The 21,772-nt window shown below is 62.9% G+C and carries 21 protein-coding genes, 1 tRNA gene, 1 pseudogene and 1 riboswitch; of the genes and pseudogenes, 3 read left to right on the top strand and 20 right to left on the bottom strand.

The window, feature by feature from the left end; all coding sequences use genetic code 11:
* Positions 1–74: 74 nt before the first annotated feature.
* From QN397_RS13565 to QN397_RS13555, 3 genes are all read right to left on the bottom strand, one after another.
* Entirely contained in the window at positions 75–788 is a 714-nt protein-coding gene (locus QN397_RS13565) for a hypothetical protein (protein WP_323501117.1), read from the bottom strand.
* Positions 789–1,278: 490 nt separating this feature from the next.
* Complete coding sequence (locus QN397_RS13560) at positions 1,279–2,460, bottom strand: AAA family ATPase (RefSeq protein WP_323501116.1); 1,182 nt, start codon at positions 2,458–2,460, stop codon at positions 1,279–1,281.
* The gene (locus QN397_RS13555; protein ID WP_323501115.1) at positions 2,418–2,768 is read right to left on the bottom strand and encodes a hypothetical protein; all 351 of its coding nucleotides are present in this window, start codon (positions 2,766–2,768) and stop codon (positions 2,418–2,420) included. Before QN397_RS13555 ends, QN397_RS13560 begins: the two co-directional genes overlap by 43 nt.
* A 132-nt stretch (positions 2,769–2,900) precedes the next feature.
* On the opposite strand from QN397_RS13555, the gene QN397_RS13550 reads away from it, so the two are divergent.
* The gene (locus QN397_RS13550; protein WP_323501114.1) at positions 2,901–3,494 is read left to right on the top strand and encodes a hypothetical protein; all 594 of its coding nucleotides are present in this window, start codon (positions 2,901–2,903) and stop codon (positions 3,492–3,494) included.
* A gap of 4 nt (positions 3,495–3,498) precedes the next feature.
* A complete protein-coding gene (locus QN397_RS13545) occupies positions 3,499–4,728 on the top strand; it encodes a site-specific integrase (RefSeq protein ID WP_323501113.1) in 1,230 nt (409 codons plus the stop codon).
* A gap of 97 nt (positions 4,729–4,825) precedes the next feature.
* Here the strand turns inward: QN397_RS13545 and QN397_RS13540 are convergent.
* From QN397_RS13540 to QN397_RS13520, 5 genes and pseudogenes are all read right to left on the bottom strand, one after another.
* Positions 4,826–4,901, bottom strand: a tRNA-Asn gene (locus QN397_RS13540).
* Positions 4,902–4,965: 64 nt separating this feature from the next.
* Complete coding sequence (locus QN397_RS13535) at positions 4,966–7,143, bottom strand: TonB-dependent siderophore receptor (protein WP_323501112.1); 2,178 nt, start codon at positions 7,141–7,143, stop codon at positions 4,966–4,968.
* Between the two features lie 63 nt (positions 7,144–7,206).
* A riboswitch (TPP riboswitch) is annotated at positions 7,207–7,315 on the bottom strand.
* A gap of 74 nt (positions 7,316–7,389) precedes the next feature.
* A complete protein-coding gene (locus QN397_RS13530) occupies positions 7,390–7,752 on the bottom strand; it encodes a DUF1428 domain-containing protein (protein ID WP_323501111.1) in 363 nt (120 codons plus the stop codon).
* A gap of 192 nt (positions 7,753–7,944) precedes the next feature.
* Positions 7,945–8,127, bottom strand: a pseudogene (locus QN397_RS13525) (MFS transporter); the annotation flags it as partial.
* 3 nt (positions 8,128–8,130) lie between these two features.
* Entirely contained in the window at positions 8,131–8,565 is a 435-nt protein-coding gene (locus tag QN397_RS13520) for a VOC family protein (RefSeq protein ID WP_323501110.1), read from the bottom strand.
* Between the two features lie 153 nt (positions 8,566–8,718).
* Between QN397_RS13520 and QN397_RS13515 the strand changes: the two genes are divergently transcribed.
* Positions 8,719–9,390 carry a TetR/AcrR family transcriptional regulator gene (locus tag QN397_RS13515; RefSeq protein ID WP_261802326.1) on the top strand — a complete coding sequence of 224 codons (672 nt, stop codon included), beginning with the start codon at positions 8,719–8,721 and terminating at the stop codon, positions 9,388–9,390.
* A gap of 47 nt (positions 9,391–9,437) precedes the next feature.
* On the opposite strand, the gene QN397_RS13510 is transcribed toward QN397_RS13515, so the two are convergent.
* The 12 genes from QN397_RS13510 to QN397_RS13455 form a co-directional block, all read right to left on the bottom strand.
* Entirely contained in the window at positions 9,438–10,508 is a 1,071-nt protein-coding gene (locus QN397_RS13510) for an NAD(P)/FAD-dependent oxidoreductase (protein ID WP_323501122.1), read from the bottom strand.
* Entirely contained in the window at positions 10,466–10,795 is a 330-nt protein-coding gene (gene fdxA / locus QN397_RS13505) for a ferredoxin FdxA (RefSeq protein WP_323495865.1), read from the bottom strand. The genes QN397_RS13510 and fdxA overlap by 43 nt, the downstream gene beginning before the upstream one ends.
* A gap of 40 nt (positions 10,796–10,835) precedes the next feature.
* Positions 10,836–12,182, bottom strand: a complete 1,347-nt coding sequence (locus QN397_RS13500; protein ID WP_323501109.1) for a sulfate adenylyltransferase subunit 1 — start codon at positions 12,180–12,182, stop codon at positions 10,836–10,838.
* Positions 12,182–13,135, bottom strand: coding sequence for a sulfate adenylyltransferase subunit CysD (gene cysD, locus QN397_RS13495; RefSeq protein ID WP_323501108.1), 954 nt, complete (start codon positions 13,133–13,135; stop codon positions 12,182–12,184). Before cysD ends, QN397_RS13500 begins: the two co-directional genes overlap by 1 nt.
* Before the next feature lie 27 nt (positions 13,136–13,162).
* Positions 13,163–13,789 (bottom strand): phosphoadenosine phosphosulfate reductase family protein, encoded by a 627-nt coding sequence (locus QN397_RS13490; protein WP_187051775.1) that lies wholly within the window; start codon positions 13,787–13,789, stop codon positions 13,163–13,165.
* Positions 13,786–14,193, bottom strand: coding sequence for a DUF934 domain-containing protein (locus QN397_RS13485; protein ID WP_323501107.1), 408 nt, complete (start codon positions 14,191–14,193; stop codon positions 13,786–13,788). The genes QN397_RS13490 and QN397_RS13485 overlap by 4 nt, the downstream gene beginning before the upstream one ends.
* Positions 14,190–15,968, bottom strand: a complete 1,779-nt coding sequence (locus QN397_RS13480; RefSeq protein WP_323501106.1) for a nitrite/sulfite reductase — start codon at positions 15,966–15,968, stop codon at positions 14,190–14,192. Before QN397_RS13480 ends, QN397_RS13485 begins: the two co-directional genes overlap by 4 nt.
* Positions 15,969–16,395: 427 nt before the next feature.
* Positions 16,396–16,659, bottom strand: coding sequence for a hypothetical protein (locus QN397_RS13475; protein WP_187051778.1), 264 nt, complete (start codon positions 16,657–16,659; stop codon positions 16,396–16,398).
* Positions 16,660–16,839: 180 nt separating this feature from the next.
* Positions 16,840–18,387 carry an alpha/beta hydrolase gene (locus QN397_RS13470; protein ID WP_323501105.1) on the bottom strand — a complete coding sequence of 516 codons (1,548 nt, stop codon included), beginning with the start codon at positions 18,385–18,387 and terminating at the stop codon, positions 16,840–16,842.
* Between the two features lie 175 nt (positions 18,388–18,562).
* Positions 18,563–19,486 (bottom strand): transglutaminase family protein, encoded by a 924-nt coding sequence (locus QN397_RS13465; RefSeq protein WP_323495872.1) that lies wholly within the window; start codon positions 19,484–19,486, stop codon positions 18,563–18,565.
* 22 nt (positions 19,487–19,508) lie between these two features.
* Positions 19,509–21,365 carry an FAD-dependent 5-carboxymethylaminomethyl-2-thiouridine(34) oxidoreductase MnmC gene (mnmC, locus tag QN397_RS13460; protein ID WP_323501104.1) on the bottom strand — a complete coding sequence of 619 codons (1,857 nt, stop codon included), beginning with the start codon at positions 21,363–21,365 and terminating at the stop codon, positions 19,509–19,511.
* Between the two features lie 25 nt (positions 21,366–21,390).
* Positions 21,391–21,663: an oxidative damage protection protein gene (locus QN397_RS13455; protein ID WP_187051782.1), complete on the bottom strand. Its 273-nt coding sequence runs from the start codon at positions 21,661–21,663 to the stop codon at positions 21,391–21,393.
* Positions 21,664–21,772: the final 109 nt, after the last annotated feature.

The following is a 21,772-nucleotide window of genomic DNA, read 5'->3' as shown; positions in this document are numbered from 1 at the left end:
GGGTGAGAACTTGTTCGACTTGTTCATGGCTCAATCCTCTCAGAGTGTTGAGCCTCCTCAAAAACCGGGGCGATTCAAGCTTCAATGCGATGCAGCTCGCGTTTTGCGAGAAAGTGGCGCCGCAGCTTCACTTCAAGACGGACAAGACGCTCGCCCTGCGCGCGAATGATTTCCACCGGCGCCCCGACCGGCCAGGAGATTGTTTTCTCTTTCGTCTTGTTGTAGACGGTGATGAGGAAATCGGGGAAGTCGAAGTACAAGGTGCGGTTGGTGGTGTGCTTCTCGTGAATCTTCAGGGGAAGCATCGCGTGCAACGATTCGCCCAGTGCCTTCACTCGCAGATCGGCCTCCGCTTGGCTGCCGAGTGGATAGAGGAAGGTCAAGGTGACCGTCTCCATCGTGATGTGCTCCGCCCGCAGCGTTGCAAGCGCACCGGCGGACAAGCCCGCTTGTGCGAGGACGATCTTGACCAATTTCACCCCCGCCGTCGCCGCCGCCCACACGTTCGTCTCGTGGGTGTAGTTCTGACCGAACAGTGCGCTTGGCAGGCTCAGATCGGCAACGACGGCATTGGGCAAAGACTCGGGGTTGTCGTCAGCCTGCATGAAGTCTAGGGTCAAATTCGCACCGGAGAGAGGGCTGGCGAACTTCTTCGGCCGGAAGTATTCGGTGCGTTTCCCCACGCGCCGTCGCATGACCTGTCGTTGCGCAGCGAGCTGGCCGATCCGTTCGCGGGAGAAATCCGAAAGATGGCTTAGGTCCAGCCTGATCGTGAGTGAATCCGTCATGGGGTTAATAACTCGAAGGCGAGGTCGGAGTGTTTTGAAAGCAGTGCGTCGGCCAATCGGGACTAAGCATTGGGAGAGTCCAAAGTGCAAGCAAACAGCGCTGAGGAATGGGCTATCAATGAGCTATGAGGACTCAATGAGCTATGAGGGTTTCTGCTGTATTACATAGGCGGCGATGTCGTTGTTCGATCCATCCCGCCGTCTGCCCATTGCGGCACCTCCGCAACCGCTGCCTGCCGCTGCATCTCCGCTTTCGCCACGAAGCGCTCTAAAAAAAGCGCGCACTTAAATTCGGTAAATATGTTTACCGAGACAGGGCGAAGTCCTTGCGTTCGATCCACACTGAAGACGCGTCGGCGATGGTGCGTAGAACACGATTTCGCGCGACCAGCCCCGGCGGAGGCGGACTTCCCGTAGTGCCGAAGCCATCCCGCAATGGCGATGTCGCCGATTTCACGATTGCACGCGCTAGTGTTCGCAATCGTGAAATTCATGCCGCTGCGCCAGGGGCGCCGTGTTTGTTTGTCTTGTTCGCCTGGGGCGGTTCATGCGTTGAGCGCGCACTGCTGCGCTTGCCGGTCGGCGTAACGCTGCGTGTTTCGCCCAGCGTGTCGCGCTGCCGCCGGGCTTCCTTGATGTCCGCTTTCGTGTCCGCCGATTGCGCGCCCTTAACGCGGCTGACCTTCGCCTGCGCCACGTTGAGTGTTGTCGCGACGTTCTTGCCCGCGACGCCCTCCAGCAGCAAGTCGACAATCTGTTGATCGATTGCCGTTGGCGGCTTTTTGCCGGTCAGCTCGAACAAGTGCCGCATCTTGTCTTCGTCGGGGTCGGTGGTGAACGTGTAGCCGAAGACCTCCGGGACATCCGCATGCAGTTCGCGTTGCTTTTCCAGCGTGACCAGAAACCGGGTGCCGTTTGCAGGCTTGCCGCGCGGGTCCACGTCAAGCTTTATGAAGTAATCCAGCATGTCCTCGTGAATGCTGGAGCCGCGTTGACCTCGGCCCGATTTGCCGGTGTGATGCACCAGGAGCACCGCGATGCCGACTGTTCGCAAGCGCGCCAGCCAGCGCTTGATAGGCGCAAACGACGCACCGTCTTCCCTGCCCGAACTCGTCCATGCCGACAAGTTGTCGATGATCAGCATCCGACAATCCTCGGGCAGCATGTTCTCGATGCGGCGCTGATCCTCTTCGACATCGATGTGGCCGATGACGTCTTCCATCGCATCGCGGCCGATGATCTGCAAATTCTTGCCGGCGAGCCGACGCGTTTTCTCTTGCGGGTCGCTGTTCGTGATCATCTTCAAGCGTTGAGCCAACGTGCGCGTGTGCATCTCGCCGTCTAGGTAGACGACGACGGCGCCGGCACCCACGCCCCACGGTTTGCAGGATTTGCCACCGGCAATCGCATAGGCGATGTACAAGGCGAAGATCGACTTGCCCAGCCCGCGCTCGGCGGCGAGCATGCCGGTCGACCCGGCGGTGATCAGGTCCCCGAGCAGCGGAACTTCGTCCTCGAACGTCCAGTTTAATAACTCCGCCATAGGGATGCTGCTGGTGCGCGGAGGACGCGACCTCACGCGCAGATTGAGCCTTCGGGAGAGCAGGCCCGCTTCAGGATCGACCTTGCTCATTGCTTGTCGTTCCCGGCTTGTGTGAACGGTGCCGGCCACGGCTGCAGGGGAGCGGTCGACAGTTGCGTGCCGCTGGCACGCAGCGCTGCCCGCGAGGGCATCTGGGCCTTGAGTTCTGACGCGAGCAGTCGGCCCTGCGCGGTGCTTGTGACGCGACCTGCCGCCAACCAGCGGTCGAGATCGTTGCGGAAGTACCAGACCTTCTTGCCGCGTTTCACGAACACCGGGCCCGTGCCCTGACTAGCCATGTTCGCCAGCGTTCCGGCCGCATTGCCGGTGTACACGCCTGCACCTTGGCGGGTGGTGCGACCGTCCAGGGTCCACAGAACTTCTCCGGATTTAGACATCTTTTTTTTCCTTTGTTCGCGTTACGTGTATTCAAGTTGATATCAGCGAAATCGTAGAAGCCATTATGCGTCAAGTTGAATGTATACTAACGTTCATGATTGATCGTGAACAACCATGAACGGAGGACTCTGATGGCTATGCAACGACGCAGCGCGAGGGGCATATCGAAAAGCGAGCCCTTCGTGATTCGCTTTGACCCGAAAACCAAATACCTTGTGGAGCTTGCCGCGCGTGCACAGCGTCGCTCGGCTTCGAGCTTCATCGAGCAAGCCGTGGTGGAAGCCCTCAAGACCGTTGAAGTCGAATTGCCGAGCGACGGCAGCGTGCCGCTCGCCACGATGGGCACAGCTTTTTGGGACGTCGATGACGCCGACCGCTTCGTGATCCTCGCGACCCTGGCGCCGACTCTTCTGACGTTTGACGAACAGGTGCGCTGGAAGCTTGTGAATGAGACTTTCCGGTACTGGAAGGGCGGCTTCGAGGACAGCCCGGAGACGCGCGCACGACTGCGCCGCTTTGCTTGGCTGTTCCACATTGCCGTGGCGCACGACTACACCGCCAAGCAGCTCGCTGACGCACTGAAGGGAGACGAGGTTCTGCGCGAGGAGTTATCCGACCTTAAGAAGGAAAGTGACGGGTCTGTCGCAAGCTGGCTAGACGACACAGGGGGCTCGACACCTGAGCATTTGCCCGCGAGGAAAGCAAAAACAAAGAGCAAGGGGTAGGACCGTGGCCAAGCAGTTCACCAAGCTCGACCGCCGTGCACTGCGCCAGCTCAAGCCGGGTCATAAGGTGCAGGAGCACGGCATCGGCTTCGAGAGACTTGATAGCGGCGACGGTCTCTACACCGTGAACATCATGGTCGACGGGGAGCGCATTCACCGCGTCGTCGGGCGCGAGTCGGAGGGCACGACGCGGACAGCCTGCGAGGCCTTTATCGAGAAGGCCCGTACCGACGCGCGGCACGACCGGCTCTCGCTGCCACGAGGCCGCAAAGTCGCTTTGTCGTTCAAGGATGCGGCCACGAGGTACATCGCGAAGTTGCGCGAGGCGGGCGGGAAAAATATCGACACCAAGGATCAGCACCTGCGGCAGCATCTAGTCCCATTTTTTGGTGCGACACCGTTGTCGAAAATCAGCGCGTTCGATGTTGAGCGGTACAAGAAGCATCGCCTGGGCCAAGTGGTGCAGGCAGGAGGCGATTGGCGCAGCGGCAAGAGAGTGGCGCGAGACACCGGCAGGACAACAAGCCCCGGCACCGTTAACCGCGAACTAGCCACCCTGTCGCATCTCTTCAGTCAGTCGGGCGAATGGGGTTGGATATCGAGCGCAAAACCGAAGATGCGGCGCATGAAGGAGGGCGACGGTCGCATCGTCTACCTAACGCAAGACCAGGTGCATGCCTTCCTCGCTGCGGCAGAGCTATCGAACAGTACGCAGCTTCACCCTTTCGTGCTCATCGCGCTCGAAACGTCGATGCGGATGTCCGAGGTGCTGTCGATTCGCAAGGAGCACGTCAACATCGCCCAGCGCGTTATCTACATCCCGAAAGCTAAGGCCGGCGCACGCGATCAGCCAATGACCGAAAACCTGGCGGTCTTCCTCGAGAAGTACATCAAGCAATCGGTGACGAAGGAGAGCGAGTGGCTGTTTCCTTCGCTGACGAAAAAGGACGGAACGCCCATGTCGAAGAGCGGACACACGGTAGCGATACAGAAGCCGTTCAAAGATGCTGCGATTGCCGCGGGTCTCGACCCGACAAAGGTCGTTCGTCACACGCTGCGGCACACGGCGATAAGTCACCTGGTTCAGTCCGGCGTCGACTTGCCGACGGTCAAGCGCATCAGCGGGCACAAGACCTTGTCGATGGTTGAGCGCTACTCACATCAGAGCGGCGCGCACATCCAAGCTGCTATGGACAAGCTGCAGAGCCGCTACGCGGCAATCAAGCTCAGCTGACACGATTACACAGGAACTACACAAAGGCATTTCTGAATGACAAAAGCCCGCTATCGTATTGATAGCGGGCTTTCTTTTGCCTGTGAGGCTTTAACTATGGCTCCTCGACCTGGGCTCGAACCAGGGACCTACGGATTAACAGTCCGGCGCTCTACCAACTGAGCTATCGAGGAATACAGCCTCAGATTATAGCGTGGCTTTTTCGGGCTTCCTGGCTGGGGCTCACGCGTCGTCGCATTACAGCGACGCGGTGAACGCGAGCCTCAGCGTACGGGGTGCGCCGGGGAACAGGTAGACGTGGCCGAACTGGTAGGGCGACTCTTTCCAGTAGCTGCGGTCGGCCAGGTTTTCGACGCCTACGGTCCAGCTCGTGTTCACGTTGTTTAGCTTGGTGTCGTAGCGCAGCGCGGCGTCGAAGCGGGTCCACGACGGCAGCTGGATCGATCCGTCGGGCAGCACGTTGCGTCGGCCTTCGTGCGACATCAGCAGTTGCGTGCTCAGGCCAGGCACGGCGGCAAACTGGTAACCGACCAGCGCGCGCACTACCTGGTTGGGCACGTTGGTCGGATGCTGTCCGTTGGCGGCAGGGTCTAGCGTGCTGTCGCGACGCTTGGCGTCGATCAGGGTCACGCCCCCGCCAAAGCGCCACGGTCCTGTTGTCCATTGCGCATTGGCTTCGAGTCCGCGGTGCACGGCGCGGCCGTCGTATTGACCGCTGCACAACGCGCCGCTGGCGTCGCAGCTGTCGAGGTTGGTCATCGGCCGCGAGATGTCAAAGTACGCCACTTGCCAATTGAGGGCACCGTCCGCCACGTTGCCGCCGCCCTTCAGGCCGATCTCCCACTGCTTGGAGGTGAGGGCGGGCAAGGCTTCGCCGGCATTGCTGTACTGCGACGCCCTGTTCGGCACGATCTCCGATTCGACGCCTTTGCCCCAGCTCACATAGCCGAGCAAACCGGGCTGAAACGCGTAGCTGGCCGCGACCCACGGGGTGGTGATGTTCTGGCTGTACTGCGTCGGGTCGGAGCCGTCGGTGCGCACGCTGCCGCGACTGAGGTGCGTGTAGCGCACGCCGAGCCATGTCGTGAACTTGTCGTTCCAATGGATGGCGTCTTGCACCGTGTACTCGGTCGAGCGCTCGTCGCGATTGGTGTTGGGGATGTCCATCGTCGGGTCGGCCGGCACCACCGCCGTACCGAAGATGTTGCCGGTGCCGACGTAGTTGTAGGCCTGGTCTTCGAACCGGTTGCGCACGCGGCTTTGCAAGATGCCGAAGCCGAGCTCGTGCTTCACGCTGCCGGTCATCACGTTGCCCTTCAGGTTGACTTGGCCGGCGGTCAGTCGACGTCGTTCGTTTTCGCTCCTGAAGTCGTAGAAGTCGAAGGTGCCGTCGGAGCAGTAGCGGTCGTAGTTGCCTTCGGCGCTGCAGCCAAAAGCGTAGGCCAGGCGATCGTCGGTCTTGAGGCGCTGCTGGCCGATCTGCGCACTCCAGCGCCAGTCGGCGTTGATGGCCTGCGTGAAGCGAAGGCTGCCGGTCAGCGCATTGAATACCGAGGGTTGGGACCACGGCTGGTTGTTCAGGTTGAGGCGCGGATTCGGCACCGGAGGCAACACGTTGCCGAGCAGGCTGTAGCCGTTCTGGCTCGGCTGCGCCTTGTGGCTGTATTCGATCTCCGCTTCGAACAACGAGTCCGGCGTGATGCGCCAATCCGCCGCGAGCGAAAAGAGGTTGCGGTTGCCGTCCAGGTTGTGCGTGAGCGGCTTCAGGTTTTCGTTGACGGCATTGAGCCGGTAGCCGAACTGCTTGTCGTCGCCAAAGCGGCCGCCGAGGTCGACCGCGCCCAGCACGCTGCCGCGGCTCGTCGTTTCGATACGCACTTCGCGCAGGTCTTGCGATGTCGGCCGCTTGACGACGTAGTTGACCAGACCGCCGGGGGCGCTGGTGCCGGCCTGGATGCCGCTGGTGCCGTGCAGGATCTCGACGCGCTCCTTGTTGTCGAGCGGAATCGACGTTTCGGCGCTGATGGGCAAGCCCTCGCGCCGGTAGTTGAAGCGGTTGTCCAGCACGAAGCCGCGCACCGTCAGATAGTCCCAGTAGCCGGCCGCGTTGTAGGCATCCGTCACCGACGAATCGAACTTTGTGAGGTCGGCCAGCCGGCGTGCGCCACTGTCCTGGATCTGCTTGCTGCCGATGACAGTTGCGGTGATGGGCAACTCGCGCAAAGGCACGTCGCCGAATCCGCTGATGTCCGCTTGCAACGGTGCGGTCTGGTCGTTCACGGTGATGGCGGGCAGCGTGGTTTGCGCCTGGGCGCTCGCGGCCGCGATCAGGAACAAAGTGGCCAACGCCTGGGGAACAGGCGCAGTGCGCCATCGGGGGCCAGACTTCTTCTGGGCGGAACTGCGGGGTGCCATGACGTTCTTCCGACGTGATGGCAGGTCGGCTTGCGGAGCTTTCTGCAGACTGAGAGAAGTGCTGCGGCCCTGGACATGCTTCCCTGCGCGAGGATTACCTCAATCAGGTTCAAAGGGACTTTCTCAGTCTCGGCGCAGAAAGATCAGCGCTTCAACACCCCTAGCGGCCTTGCGCCGGAGCGCAAGGTGACCGAATTCTAGCGACAGAAAAGCAAGGGCGAGTCGTGATGCGACCCGCAAGCCCTATCAGAGTTCGACGAGTGTCTTGAAGCCGCCCCAGATCATGCGTTTGCCGTCGAACGGCATCGCCTTCGGGTCCATCATGTCAGCCAGTCGCGGGTCTTTCATGACCTTGGCGTTGACGGCGTCGCGCTGCTTGCGCGAGCTGAAAACGATCCACGAGAAGACGACCGTTTCATCGTCTTTCAGCTTGACGCTCTGCGGGAACGACGTGAGCTTGCCTGGCTTCACATCATCGGCGACACACTCGATGTACTCGAGCGCGCCATGCTCTTTCCATATCTTGCCGGCCTTGCGCGCGAGGCGCCGGTAGGCATCCAGTTTGGCGGTCGGAACCGGAACGACGAATCCATCGACATAGCGAGCCATGGCAGAACTTTCTGAACGAGGGTTGAGAGGGGAACTTGGAGAGGTAGTCGAGGGGCGCCGTCATGAGGACGGGGTGGTCGACGAGGAGGGCGATGCCGCCGCCGACGGCGAGGCGGTGCGCAGCCACACCGCGCCGATCACACCGGCCGCCGCCGCGAACAACGCGCCGACCGTAAATGCCTGTCGGTAGCCCGCATTGACGACCCACACCAACGACGTCTCGGAGAACTTGAGATCGGCGCGGATCGAAGGCAGCGCGACATTCACGATGGTCGTGTCGAGCACGATCATCAGCACGCCGAGGCACAGAACCATCAGCGTGAGCCAGCGCTTGCGCGAGTCGAGCGAACTGCCAACGCGGGGAATGCCGCTCATGTATCAGGTCGGCGATGTCGGATCGGACAAGCCGGCGTTGACCATCCACGGCGTTCCGAAGCGATCGACCGTCATGCCGAATGCTTCGGCCCAGAAGGTCTTGCCGAAGGGCATGCGCACCTGTCCGCCCTCCGCCAGCGCGTCGAACACGCGCTTTCCTTCGGCGACATCCGGGTAGGTGAGGGTGACGGTAAAGCCCTTCATGCCGTCGTATGGCATGCCGGAACCGTTGTCCGATGCCATCAGCACCTGGCCGTCGACCACGAGTCGCGCATGCATGATTCGCTCGGCGGTGCCCGGTGGAAATTTGGTGGCGTCGAAGTCGGGCATTTCGGCGTGCGTCACCATCATTTCGAGCTTGCCGCGAAGCGCCTTCTCGTAGAAGCGCATGGCTTCGGCGCAGTTACTTTCGAAGAAGATGTAGGGCTGGATGTTCATGGCGATACTCCTTGGGTTAGGGAAAAAGATGCGGGGAAATGTTGACGTTGCAGTTGGCGGCGAAGCGTGTTGTGTTTCTTCGAATCTGATTTTGTGTACGCCGTACACAATAGAATAGCAAAGAGAATGGACGCTGTCCACATGGAGAAAGCAATGCGTCCCCGCGAACACCTGGTGCCGCCCGACCCGATCGTCGTTCCCGCGCCGGCGCGCAGCACCTATCGGCATGGCGATCTGTACCGTGCCTTGCTCGACGCCGGCATTGAACTCGCTCGTGCTGGCGGCCCCGACGCTGTGGTCTTGCGTGAAGCGACCCGGCGCGCTGGCGTGGTCCCCAACGCCGCATATCGGCATTTCGCGAGTCGTCAGGAGTTGCTGCAGGCCGTCCGCGCTGCGGCGGTTTCTGCCGTCGCGGTGGCCATGGAGGCTGAACTCGACAAGGTGCCGCGAAGGCTGAAGGGCGCCGCCGCGGCACGCGCCGCCTTGCGGGCAGTGGGCACCGGATACATGCGTTTTGCGCTGGCTGAAACCGGCTTGTTCCGGATGGCTTTCGTCGCGCCGGAAAAAATCGACATCACGCATGAGGAGGCAAAGACCGGCAACACCGGACTCGATCCTTTTCAGTTGCTGGGCGCGGCCCTCGATCAGATGGTCGAAGCCGGCGTGTTAACGCCCGAGCGCCGGCCGGGCGCTGAGTTTCTGGCTTGGGGTGCCGTTCACGGGTTGGCAATGCTCACCATCGACGGCCCGCTGCGAGGGATACCGGCGGTGCAGGCAGAAGCCATGGGCCAGCGGCTTCTCGACATGGTGGAAAAGGGCATCTAGCTGGTTCTTGCTAGTTGCTAGCGCGAAGCGCGCCGAGGAGTATCTGATTAGCGCGGGTGATCGACACCCAGCAGGGTGTGCAAACGCGTGCTGGTCGTCGTGTACTGCAGCGGGATCGACTTGCCCGGAAACACGATTTCGGCTGCGCCCCAGGCCGCCAGTGTCGCCTCGTGAAACCCGCAGACGATGAGCTTCTTCTTGCCTGGATAGGTGTTGATGTCGCCGACAGCGAACACGCCGCGTTCGCCGGTTTCGAACTTTGCCGTATCGACCGGCACTTGCTTGCGTTCGAGCGCCAGTCCCCAATCGGCAATGGGCCCGAGCCGCGGCGAAATGCCGAGGCAGGCGATGAGCGCATCGAGTGGCAGATCGACTGTTTGCGCGTCGGGTGTCGTGATCTGCAGGCGGCGCTCGTCGAACGCAGTCGGTTGACCGACGCTGAAGCCGAGCTTGCCATCGGCTACCAGCATGCGAAAGCGGGCGACGGTGGCTTCTTCGGCCTGAAACCCGTCGCGGCGATGCAGCAGCGTCACGCGTTGCGCGATGTCGATCAGCCGAATGGCGGTGTCGAGCGCAACGTCGTCACCACCGTTCACCACCACCGTCTTGCCGGCAAAGCCAGTCAGTGATTCGGGGTGATAGAAAAGCCGTGTGCCTTCGAATTGCGCGATGCCGTCGATGGCGATGCGCTTCGGCACAAAGGCGCCGACACCGCCTGCAACGAACACGGTTTTCGCCAGAAATGCGGTGCCGTTGGAGGTGCTCAAAAGGAAGCGGTTGTCCGCCTGACGTTCTAGCGTCGCTACCTGCTCGCCGAAGTGAAACTCCGGCTTGAACGGTGCGACCTGCTGCAACATCGACTCCGCAAGTTGACGACCGCTGGTAACTGGCGTGCCCGGAATGTCGTAGAGCGGCTTGTCTGCATACAGGGCCACGCATTGCCCACCCGCAGCAGGCAGCGCATCGACGATGTGGCAGGAGATTTCGAGCAGGCCAAGTTGGAAGGCCTGAAACAGCCCGACCGGGCCGGCGCCGATGATGAGGGCGTCGGTCTCGATCGGCGTGCCGAGAGTGGTCAGCGCACCAGCTCCCCGATCTTGTCGGTCTTGTCTTTCCAGTCGTCGGCGTCGGCCGGCGGCGGCTTGCGCTTGGTGATGCTCTTCCAGCCGTCGGCCAGTGCCAGCTCGGCATTGAGCTTGATGAAAGCCAGCTGGTCTGCCGGCAGGTCTTCTTCGGCGTAGATCGCGTTGACGGGGCACTCGGGAATGCACACCGCGCAATCGATGCACTCGTCCGGATCGATCACCAGCATATTGGGACCCTCACGGAAGCAGTCGACGGGGCACACGTCCACGCAGTCGGTGTATTTGCAGCGGATGCACGATTCGGAGACGACGTGTGTCATGTTCTTTTGAGAGGCAAAGCGATCGGGGAAACCCTGAATTTTAACTGGCGGGTTGCACCAGCACTGCAGCCGAGGTCTTGTTGGTGGCGGTGTCGACCAGCACCAGCGAGCCGAGGGCGCGCGATTGCGAAAACGGCAGCACAGCGAGCGGCTGTTGCAACGCCAGCACGATGTCGCCGATGGCGTTGGCTTCCAACTGCGCAGTCGGCTCGGATTCGAGCGTCGTGATGTTCACTCGGTCGATGATGCGAGCGACCTTGGCCTTGACCCAGCGATGCCCTTGCAGCGCCCAGTAGATGCGGCCGGCCACCAGCGGTTCATCGTCGAGCCAGGCGACGGTGGCGGTGATTTCCCGCACCGGCTCGAAGGCGTCGGGCGCCAGCAGCCAGTCGCCGCGCGACACATCGAGTTCGCGATCCAACACGATGCCGGCGCTGTGGCCCGCATGCACGGTCTTCGGCTGACGCGTATGGCTCAGCACCTGCGCAACGGTCGCGGTCTGGTTGCTCGGCAGCACGGTCACGCGCTGGCCGGGCTCGACGTGTCCGCTGGCGACCCGGCCCCAGAAGATGCGGCGGCCTTGCGAGGTGTCGGCCGATGACGAGAACTTTTCGACCCACTGCACCGGAAAGGCAAACGGCACGGCTTCGTCTTGCGCGGTCACCGGCAGTTGCTCCAGCAGTTCGAGCAGGGTCGGACCGCTGTAGCCGCACCAGTCGGCGCGCTCGGTGCAATGCGTCGCGACGTTCCAGCCCTTCAGCGCGGAGATCGGCACGATGGCAGCGACCGCCACACCGGCCGCTTCGGCAAAGCCGTTGATCGCCGAAGAGATACGCTCAAAGGCGAGATCGGCATCGTCCATCGCGTCGAGCTTGTTGACCGCGAAGACGATCGACTGCACGCGCAGCAGGTTGCACAGCAGCGTATGCCGGCGGGTTTGCGGCAGCAGGTCCTGCTGGATCACTTCACCGTCGAGCACTTCGCCGGCCCATCCCAGCTTGGTCGCGTCGACCAGCACCACGGCGGCGTCGGCGGCCGAAGCGGCGGTCACCATGTTGCGGGTGTATTGCTCGTGTCCGGGCGCGTCGCCGATGATGAACTTTCGCTTGGCAGTAGAGAAATATCGGTAGGCCACGTCGATCGTGATGCCTTGCTCGCGCTCGGCCGACAAGCCATCGGTCAGCAACGCAAGGTCGGTTTCACCACCGCGCTGCACGCCTGCCAGCTGGTCTTGCAGCACGGTCTTGCTGTCGACCAGCAACCGGCCGATGAGCGTGCTCTTGCCGTCGTCCACGCTGCCGCAGGTAATGAAGCGCAAAGCCGTACCGGTGTCGCCTGCGTGGTTCAGGACTTCGGTCAAGTCAGGTGCGAGGGTCGTTGCGTTCATCAAAAGTACCCATCTTTCTTGCGCTTTTCCATGGAAGCCTCGGACGTCATGTCGTCCATTCGCGTGGCGCCGCGCTCGCTGACATTCACCGTCAGCGTTTCGATGACGACATCACCCGCATCGGCTGCCAGGCTGGCGACCGGGCAGGTGGTCGTGATGTCGCCCACGGTGCGAAAGCGCACGTCGCGGACTTCGATTTGCTCGCCGGCGCGCGGCGGCGTGAGTTCGGTCACCGGCACCAGCAGGCCGCGGCGCTCGACCACTTCACGCTTGTGCGTGTAGTAGATCGAAGGCAACTCGACGTTCTCGCGCTCGATGTATTGCCAGACGTCGAGCTCGGTCCAGTTGGAAATCGGAAAGACTCGAAAGTGTTCGCCGGGTGCGTGCCGCGTGTTGAAAAGCGTCCACAACTCCGGGCGTTGATCTTTCGGCTGCCACTGCCCGAACGAATCTCGGTGCGAAAAGATGCGCTCCTTGGCACGCGCCTTTTCTTCGTCGCGCCGGGCACCGCCGATGAGCGCGTCGAAGCGGAACTCTTCGATGGCTTCGAGCAGCGTGACCGACTGGTGCGCGTTGCGCGACTCGCCCGCATGCGCCAGACGCACGGTGCCGCGCGCCATCGAATCTTCGACGCTGCGCACGATCAACTCCGCTCCTAGCTCATTCGCACGGTGATCACGAAAGGCCGTCACTTCAGGGAAGTTGTGGCCGGTGTCGATCATCAGCAGCGGATAAGGAATGCGCCCCGAGCCGAACGCCTTTTCGGCGCACTTCAACAGCACCAGCGAATCCTTGCCGCCTGAAAACAGGAGGGTGGGACGCTCGAAGGCGCCGGCGACTTCACGCAGGATAAAGATCGTCTCTTCTTCGAGCGCATCGAGTTGGGCGTTGGAAAGGCGCGCGGGAGAGTGCATGTCGGGGAGCAGCAGATCGGCTTCGGTACGGGCGTTCATCGGGAGGGGCTGTTCAAGGTTGCGACGTCAATGCGCGAGGTGCAGACCACACTCGCGGTTGTCTTCGCCCTTGGTCGGGTCCACGTAGTCGAAGTTGTTGGGCAGGCCATGCGCCTCGCAGTATTCGTACAGGTCTTTCGACGACCAGTGAAGCAGCGGCGCGAGCTTGATCAAGCCATCCGGATTGAGGCTGACCGGGTCCATTTGTGCACGCACGGCGGTGTCGGTGGCACGCAGTGCGGTGAACCAGACCTTCGGTGCGGTCTCGCGCAGCGCACGCGCGAAGGGCTCCAGCTTCACCTCTTGCGTGAACGCGGCATGGCGCGGGTCGTCCAGCGCGGGCGTCGGGCCGTCCACTGCTTCGCGATGCGCACGCGAACGGCGCGGCAGGTAGATGTGCAGATTGAGCCCCAGCTGCTTTGTCACTTCATCGGCAAATCGGTAGGTAGCCTCGGTGTTGTAGCCGTTGTCCATCCAGATCACCGGCACGTCGGGCTTCGCGCGCGTGACCATGTGCAGGATCACAGCTTCAAAGGGGCGGAAATTGGTGGTGACGATCGCGGGCTGGCCCAGGCCGATCGCCCAGTCCACGAGACCCTGGGCATTGCGGCCGAGTTCGGCGTTGACGTGCTGGAGGTCGAGGTCGGTGTTCATGTCGCGAAATGCGGCGCGGTGTGTATCGCGTCGCCCTGATAGAAGCCGGAGAAACGTTCGAACTGGCGTTGCGCCGCCGAGGCGTCCACGCCTTCTTTCAATACCGCGCTGCTGAAGCCGGTGCGCTCCATCTGCACCAGCTGGTCGATCAGCACGTCGCCGGTGGCGCGGATGTCGCCCCTGAAGCCGAGACGGCGGCGCAGCAAAAAGGCCTGGCTATACGCACGTCCGTCGGTGAACTTGGGGAAGTTGAGATCGATGCGCTCGACGTCGGCCAGGCACACCTCGATCGCGAGCGGATCGGCATCGTTGGCGAGTTGCATGACCTTGGGGTCGCCGTCGTCGACATGGTCTTCGTTGGCGACGAGCTGCAATGTGTACTTCGTTTGGCTGGAGGCGGTCATGCCGTGGCCTCCACCTTGAAGCGTGCACCATTGGCCGACGCCTTGAACGGATCGTGCCCGACGCGGCGCAGCGTGTCGATGAAAGTCTCGCCCGCATTGCGCGTGTCGCGGTAGGTGCCGAGCACCGCTTCGATCACCTCCGGCACCTCGGCTGCTGAGAAGGAAGGGCCAACCGCCTTGCCGGCCTGCGGCGTGCCGCTGAGCGCGGAGCCGTCCGAGCCGCCGAGCGAGACCTGGTACCACTCCTTGCCGTCCTTGTCGACGCCCAGGATGCCGATGTGCCCGCTGTGGTGGTGGCCGCAGGAGTTGATGCAGCCGCTGATGTGCAGATCGATTTCGCCGAGGTCGTCGAGCTCGTCGAGGTCTTGATAGCGCTCGGTGATGGCTTCGGCGATCGGGATCGAGCGCGCATTGGCCAGCGCGCAAAAATCTCCGCCGGGGCAGGCGATCATGTCGGTGAGCAGGCGCACGTTGGCGCTGGCAAATCCGGCTTCGCGTGCGTTCAGCCAGAGCGCGTGCAGGTCTTCGGCATGTACCCAAGGCAGCACGACGTTCTGGTCGTGCGTGACGCGTGCTTCGCCGGCCGAGAAGCGGTCCGACAGCTGCGCGATGGTGTCGAGCTGGTCGGCATCCGCATCGCCCGGCGCCTGGTGCAGGCGCTTGAAAGACAGCGTGACCGCGCGCAGGGCGGGGTTCTTGTGCGGTGCCACGTTGCGTGCCAACCAGCGTGCGAACTGCACGTCGTCGGCCGCATGCTTCTGCAGGTCGATGGCGGTTTGCTCGGCGCTCTGCAGCACTCGCGTGGCTAACGTCGGCGGGACGAAGGTGGCGGACACGCGGTCGTATTCGGCCTTCGTGATGGTGTGCGGCGCACCGTCATGCTCGACGATTTGCGTGTATTCGGCCTCGACATCGTCGATGTAGCGCTGGCCTTCGGCCTTCACCAGGATCTTGATGCGTGCCTTGTAGATGTTGTCGCGCCGGCCGTAGCGGTTGTAGACCCGAACCACCGCTTCGAGGTAATTCATGATCTGGTCCCACGGCAGGAACTGGCGCAGTACGGTGCCGATGATCGGGGTGCGGCCCATGCCGCCGCCGACCTGAACGCGAAAGCCCAGTTCGTCGGCATCGTTCTTCACCAGATGCAGGCCCACGTCGTGCCAGCCGGTGGCGGCGCGGTCTTCGGTGGCACCGGTGATGGCGATCTTGAACTTGCGCGGCAAAAAGGCGAACTCGGGGTGCAGCGTGCTCCACTGCCGCATGATTTCAGCGAACGGCCGCGGGTCGGCAATCTCGTCGATGGCGATGCCGGCGCGCTCGTCGCTGGTGATGTTGCGAATGCAGTTTCCGCTGGTCTGGATGCCGTGCATGTCGACCGACGCCAGGAGGTCCATCACATCGGCGCTCCTGGCCAGAGGAATCCAGTTGTACTGAACGTTCTGGCGCGTCGAAAAGTGCGCATAGTGCGTCGGCAGTTTCAACGTGCCGAGCTTGCCTTGCGTCTTGAGCGCCGTCTTGTAGACCTCGGCCTCCGGCTCGTCGTATTCGCGCGCGATGCGCGCCAGTACGCGAATTTGCCTGCTCGACAGTTCGCCGTAAGGCACGGCTACGCGGAGCATCGGCGCATAGCGTTGCACATACCAGCCGTTTTGCAAGCGCAGCGGCTTGAACTCGTCTTCGGAGAGCTTGCCGCCCTGCCAGCGTTCCAGCTGGTCGCGGAATTGCGCTGCACGCAGGTGCACGAACTGACGGTCGAATTCTGTGTATTGGTACATCGTGATAAACGTTCTGGGGGCGATCGTGGTGCCACGGTCCGCTGCAACCAGGGAGCCCGGACTTTAAAAGCACGCCTTATCTAAGCAAACTATTTTTTGGTTCGCGCCTTATGCGGATAAGCATATTCTTCAACGCCCATGCGGGTTGCCGGGCGATTGGGGGCGCGCTCCGGATAAGAGCGACGTGCTGCGGAGAGACTCGGGTGAGGAATCGCGGCGCGCATTGGCACCGGATATTAGCGAGGGCGCGGCGAGGGTGCGGCGAAGCGGCGTCGAGCGGATGTCGACGGCTATCGCTGACTGTCGTCAGCGTCTGTCGCTGGACACGGATCGGCGATCGATCGGACAGCGCGCAAAAAGGCCTGTCCGGTCGACTACCCGATCGAGTCCGATCAAGGCAAGGTGCGCTCTGCGGCGCACCGGCAATTCACTGAAGCGAGGTCGGCGCGAAGTCGATGCGGGGTTGTTCGAAGTCGAGCACGGGTGGCAGCGGGCGGCGGTCGAGCACGCGGGAACTCAAGCGGCGCTGCAACGCGGTGGTGCCCGCCATCAGTGCCAGGCCGTGGCTCGGCAGCGGGCCTTCGGCGGCAGCGACCGCACGACAGGCTGCACCGTCCTGGCGCTGCAGGATCCAGTAGTAGTGGCCAGGAATGGGTTCGTCGACGATCAGGGCTACTCGGTCGGTGTTCACGTCTTGGTCCTTTCGGGGGCGTTCAGGAAGAACATCGGTTTTAGTTCTGCCGTCCGAAGGGGACAAGCGCATTAGTTCACATTTAGTAACTATTGCAATATTTGGAGAGGATTGTATGTATGGCGCTCAATGAAAAAGAGGCCGAAAGGCCTCTTTTTTTGCTATCGCTTCAAGCGACGTTCATGGGGGGCAAGTGCCGCCGGGCGAAGCCGCAATCGCACCCCGAAGTGCAGCCACGTTTGGATTGGTGTCGTCGTTCGGGTTCGTTGTATTACGTGTGTAGGTGCAGCCATACGCCGGTGCGGCAACAGTTGCCGCGGTCACCACATCGTCGCCGCCTGGCTTCACGCCGTCACGTTCCCACTTGATCATTGCGTCGAAGGTTTCGGCCATTTCCGCAGTGGTGAAGTCGCAATGCGAAGCGCCGCGAACCGCGCGCTGTACCAGCCATGTGCTGTTGCCGTTGGCCGCCACGCGCTGCTGGTAGATCTGCTCCATGCTGAAAGGCACGTAGAAATCGCCGAGCGTGTGGAGCGTGACCACTGGAATCTTGAACTGCCCGTTGGTCTTCGGAATCCAGCGCAGGCCGTCGGTGCGAAGCCGGTTGGCGTCGACCGCCGCGGTCAGCTTGAGTGCCGAAGCGTTGAGCGTTGTCGAGCCCGCCGCGTCGCCATCGATCGTGTAGGTCAAACGGTTGGTGTCGATCACGCTCTTGTTCAGGATGCCGTTGATGGTGCCGTCGCCGCCAAAGACGCCGATGACGATCGGGAAGGTACCGCCGTAGGCGAAGCCCACCGCAGCGATCGGACGCTCGCCACCGGTCAGGTTTTTCACCACGCTCTGGTACTTGACGCCGACACCCGCGGTTGCGGTCACCGGAGCGGCTGGGAAGCTGGCAGTGAACAACGTTCCAACCACCTGCGCAGAAATGTCGGTCCAGTTGAGGAACGGATATTTCGGCAGGCTCGCTTCGACCTGCGCAGTTACCTGCGCGCCGGCAAAGTAGTCGAACAACTCGGTGTCGCCCAGCACGCCGCACATCGGCGCGGCGCCGTTGTACTTGACCTTGTTGTTTTCGGTTGCATAGGCCTCGTCTTCAATGGCCGCCGCAGTGATATGGCCGCCCATCGACACGCCCGTGATGTAGATCTTGCTCGGCGCGGCCAGCGTGCGATTGTTGGCCGCAGCGATCTTGTTGAACCCGAGCGCCAAGGCGTTGGTGTCTTCGATGCCGGCGCGCACGTCGTAGAAGTTCTTGCTGTAGCTCGACGCGGCCCAGGCGTATCCGTTCTGGATCAGGTAGCGCCGGATGCCCGGATTGTCGACAGTCAGTTGATTGCCTTGACCGCGGTAGCCATGCGCATACATGACCAGCTTGCCGTTCCAGTTGGCCGGCACTTCGACGCGATAGAGCGCACCGCCGAGCACGCCTTGCCAGCGGCTGGTCGTCGTGTTGACGACCGTATCGGACGGGTCCACCACGAGCGCAGCAAAGGTCGTTGCGGCTGCATCGGCGGGCGAGGGCGCAAACGAAGTGCGGCTATCTTGCAGGCGCTTCTCCTCGGGGGCCGGTGCAGGGGCAGGTGCGGGCGCAGGGGCCGGTGCGGGTGCAGGCGTTGGCGCTGCTGCGATGGGAAGGGGACCGTTGTAACCACCACCGCCGCCGCCGCCGCAAGCGGCAAGGGACAGCGTTGCAATGACGAGAAGCGGGATGCGCTTTTTGCTCATGAATGTCTCCGTACTTTGTGTTGTTGTGCCGTTCGGCGGGGTGAGCGTATGGCGCACCAAAATCAACGGAGCAGGGACTTTCCCTGAGGTGGTATCGCGCGCGCGACAACGAGGCGGAGTCGGCCTTTCGTCCTACGAAACTTTTATCGAACCCTTACGTGGTCTGCCTGAAAAATCAGTGCCGGCGGCGCGTCACGACGACCGTTGCTGTCATTCCTTCGTACGAGTCGGGCGCGCCGAACCAACTGCCGGCAATGGGCGCAGCCTGGGACGGATCGCGCGCCACTCCGACTCGGATCAACTGCGCGCTGCCCATCAGATTGTTGGTCGGGTCGTAGGCGACCCAGCCCGCGCCCGGAAGGTACGCGTGAAGCCATGCGTGCGTAGAGCCGGCTCCTGTGGTGGCGCTGATACTGCCGGCCGCCGGACCCGCTGCCGCCGCCTCGATGGCGCGCGAGTCGAGCGCTGCGTCGTACAGATAGCCCGACACGAAACGCGTCGCCACGCCCAGCCGCCGTGCCGCCTCCATCATCAACAGCGCGTAGTCGCGGCAACTGCCGCTGCCGAGCTGGAGCGTTTCGAGCGGCGTCTGCGTGCCTTCTTCATCGCGCGCTGCATAGGTCAGGCTCTTGCCGATGTGCGCGTTCATGCGCGCCAGCACATCGCGCGTGCTGTTGGGTGCGTCGGTCTGCAAAAACTGGTGCGCCCAGCGAATCAACTCGCCTTGCGGGTCGTCGTGGTGCGGACGCAGGTAATGCTCGAGGTCGAGCCGGTCCTGGACCGAATAGGCAAAGGGCAGGAACTCCGCCGCCGGGTGCAGCACCAGCTGGTCGAGCAGCGACGGCACCTGTTCGATGGTGAAGGAGCAGACGATCTTCAGTTCGGTCGCCTCTCCCAGCGGTTGCACCAGCGCGACCGAGTTGGAATGCGGGTCTTGAATCAGCCGGATGTTGGCGCCGAGGCTGACCTTGAGGTCGGTCGCCAACACACGCAGATCGTGGCTGTCGCGCGGGCGGAACATGATCCGGTGCAAGCCGAAGGTGACGGGCTTGTTGTAACGGTAAGTGGTGGTGTGGGTGATGTCGTAGCGAAGGGCCATCCCGCATTCTCACGCCACACCTTCAGTCTTTGACCGGCTTGGCGAGGCGCCGTGTGTCGAGCGCCCTTGCCAGCGTCGCCGGCAAAGGAAGTGGCTCGCCGTGCCAGTGGGCTGCGAGGAGTTCGGCGCAGAGGGCGGAGAAGGTGAGGCCGCGCGAGCCCATCGCGGTGCTGACCCAGACGCCGGGCCAGCCTGCTTCATCGAGCGGGCCGACCAGCGGGCGGCGGTCGGACGAGGCGCAACGGATGCCGACCCATGCGTTGGCTGCGGCGACGTCGAGTAATGCTGCGGCGCCTGGGTGAAGGCGCGTCAGCCGATCGCGGTTGCGTCCGGTGTCCGATGCGTGCGGTTCCAGATCGACACTGTCGCGATCGAAGGTGGCGCCGGCAAGCCAGAGCGAACCGGTTGCTTCGGCATCGGTTGCCGGCACGCGCGCGATCAGATGACCGTCGCCGTTGATCGGCATGTCCGGCAGATCGGCATCGTGTGGCGCGTGGCCCCATGCGACTTGGCCACGCACCGGTTGCAAAGGCAATGCAGGCGCGAGGGTGCGGCTGTCGATGCCGGCCGCGATGACCACGCGATCGGCCTCGACCAATATGTCGCCGCGCGCATCGACGAGGCGCCAGGACGCGTCGTGGCGCACGAGTCGCTCCACGCGCGTTTCATACCTCACGGTGATTGGAGGCTGGTTCAGCCACGCTTCGACCAAACTCCTCGGGCGCACCCACGCAGCGCGCGCATGCCAGAGTGCCGGCGCATCCGCAGGGAGGCCACTCAGCTGCAGGCGTTCGACATCGGCTGGCCATGACTCGTTCGGCCCTGCCGCTTGCCACGCGGCAGGCACCCTCACATCGCCATCCGAGCGTCTCTCGATCACGCCCGTGCCCCGCCAATCGACACCCGCTTCGAGCAAACGTTGCAACTCGATCCAGGTGGCGCGAATGCCCGCTCGGGTGAGGCGGGAAAGCAGCGCATCGTCTGCCGACACGTGGGGTGCGAGCAGCCCGACCGGCAAGCCGGACGCGCCGGCCGCAGAACCACCGCCCGCATCCAGCACGGTGACGCGCCAGCCACGCCGCGCCAGGCTCGCTGCCACAGCGGCACCCGCCAAGCCCGCGCCGATGACCGCGCAATGCCCCGGCAGCTCGACCCGTACCGGCAAGGGATCGCGTCGCCGCACGGTCCACGCTGGCGCGAACGTGCCCGCAAGGCAGTCCCGCTTCGGCGGCAGACCGATGCGTTTGCCGACCGTGAATCCGCACTGCGCCAGCGCATCGCGCACCGCCCGTGCGATCGTCCAGGTCGCGATGCCGGTGCCTTGCCGCGCGAACCGCGCCACCTGCTTGAGCGTGTCGGCCGACCACATCTCGGGATTGCGCTGCGGACTGAAGCCGTCGAGAAAGATGCTGTCGGCCTCGAAGCGCTGCGCCCGCAGCATCGGCTGGGCGTCGCCGACGCAGAGCGTGAGCGTGACCTTGCCGTCGTCGAACGTGAGCCGATGAAAGCCGGGCAGCAGGCCGTGCCACTGCGCTGCGAGCGCTTCGGCCATGTCGGCCAGTTCCGGGTACGCCGCTGCGGCGCGAACCAGATCGGCCGGCGCCACCGGGTGCGCCTCAATCGAGACGAAGTGCAGCAGGCGCGGCCTGTTGTCGTCCGCGCGCCACGCGTGCCACGTTGTCAGAAAGTTGAGACCCAAGCCAAAGCCGGTTTCGAGAATCAGCCATTGCGGCCGATTTGCCCAGGCTTGTGGCAAGCCGCAGCCGCCTAGAAACACATAGCGCGACTGCGCAAGCGCGCCGGTTTCGGTGTGATAGATGTCGTCGAAGCGCTCGCTGCGCGGAACGCCGTCGGCACGCCAGTCGACCGGTTCGGTCATGCGACGGGCGCGCCGGAGATTGCGGTCAGGCGGTGGGAGGGGTATAGCCCTGAACCACGTCGGCACCATCGCCGAAGAAGTGCTTTTCCATCTGGCGCTTCAAGTATTCACGGGCACGTTGGTCGGCCAAATTGAGCCGGTTTTCGTTCACCAGCATGGTCTGCTGCTTGAGCCACGCCGCCCATGCCTCTTTGCTGACGCTCGCCCAGAGGCGCTTGCCGAGATCGCCCGGGTAAGGCGGAAAGTCGAGGCCTTCGGCTTCCTTGCCGAGCTTGACGCATTGGACCATTCTTGCCATTTGGGGTGCCTTCGGGGTGGTTGGGTCGCGCGGAGCGCCCTTAGTTGATTTCGTTATTTAGAACTGAGAACTCAGTCGTTCCAGTTTCTATATGCCGGTTCCAGAATCC

This window comes from Variovorax sp. RTB1 (genome assembly GCF_035018765.1).
Classification (GTDB): domain Bacteria; phylum Pseudomonadota; class Gammaproteobacteria; order Burkholderiales; family Burkholderiaceae_C; genus Variovorax.
Note: the sequence above shows the minus strand (reverse complement) of the source record. Positions and strands in the feature narration are given on the sequence as shown.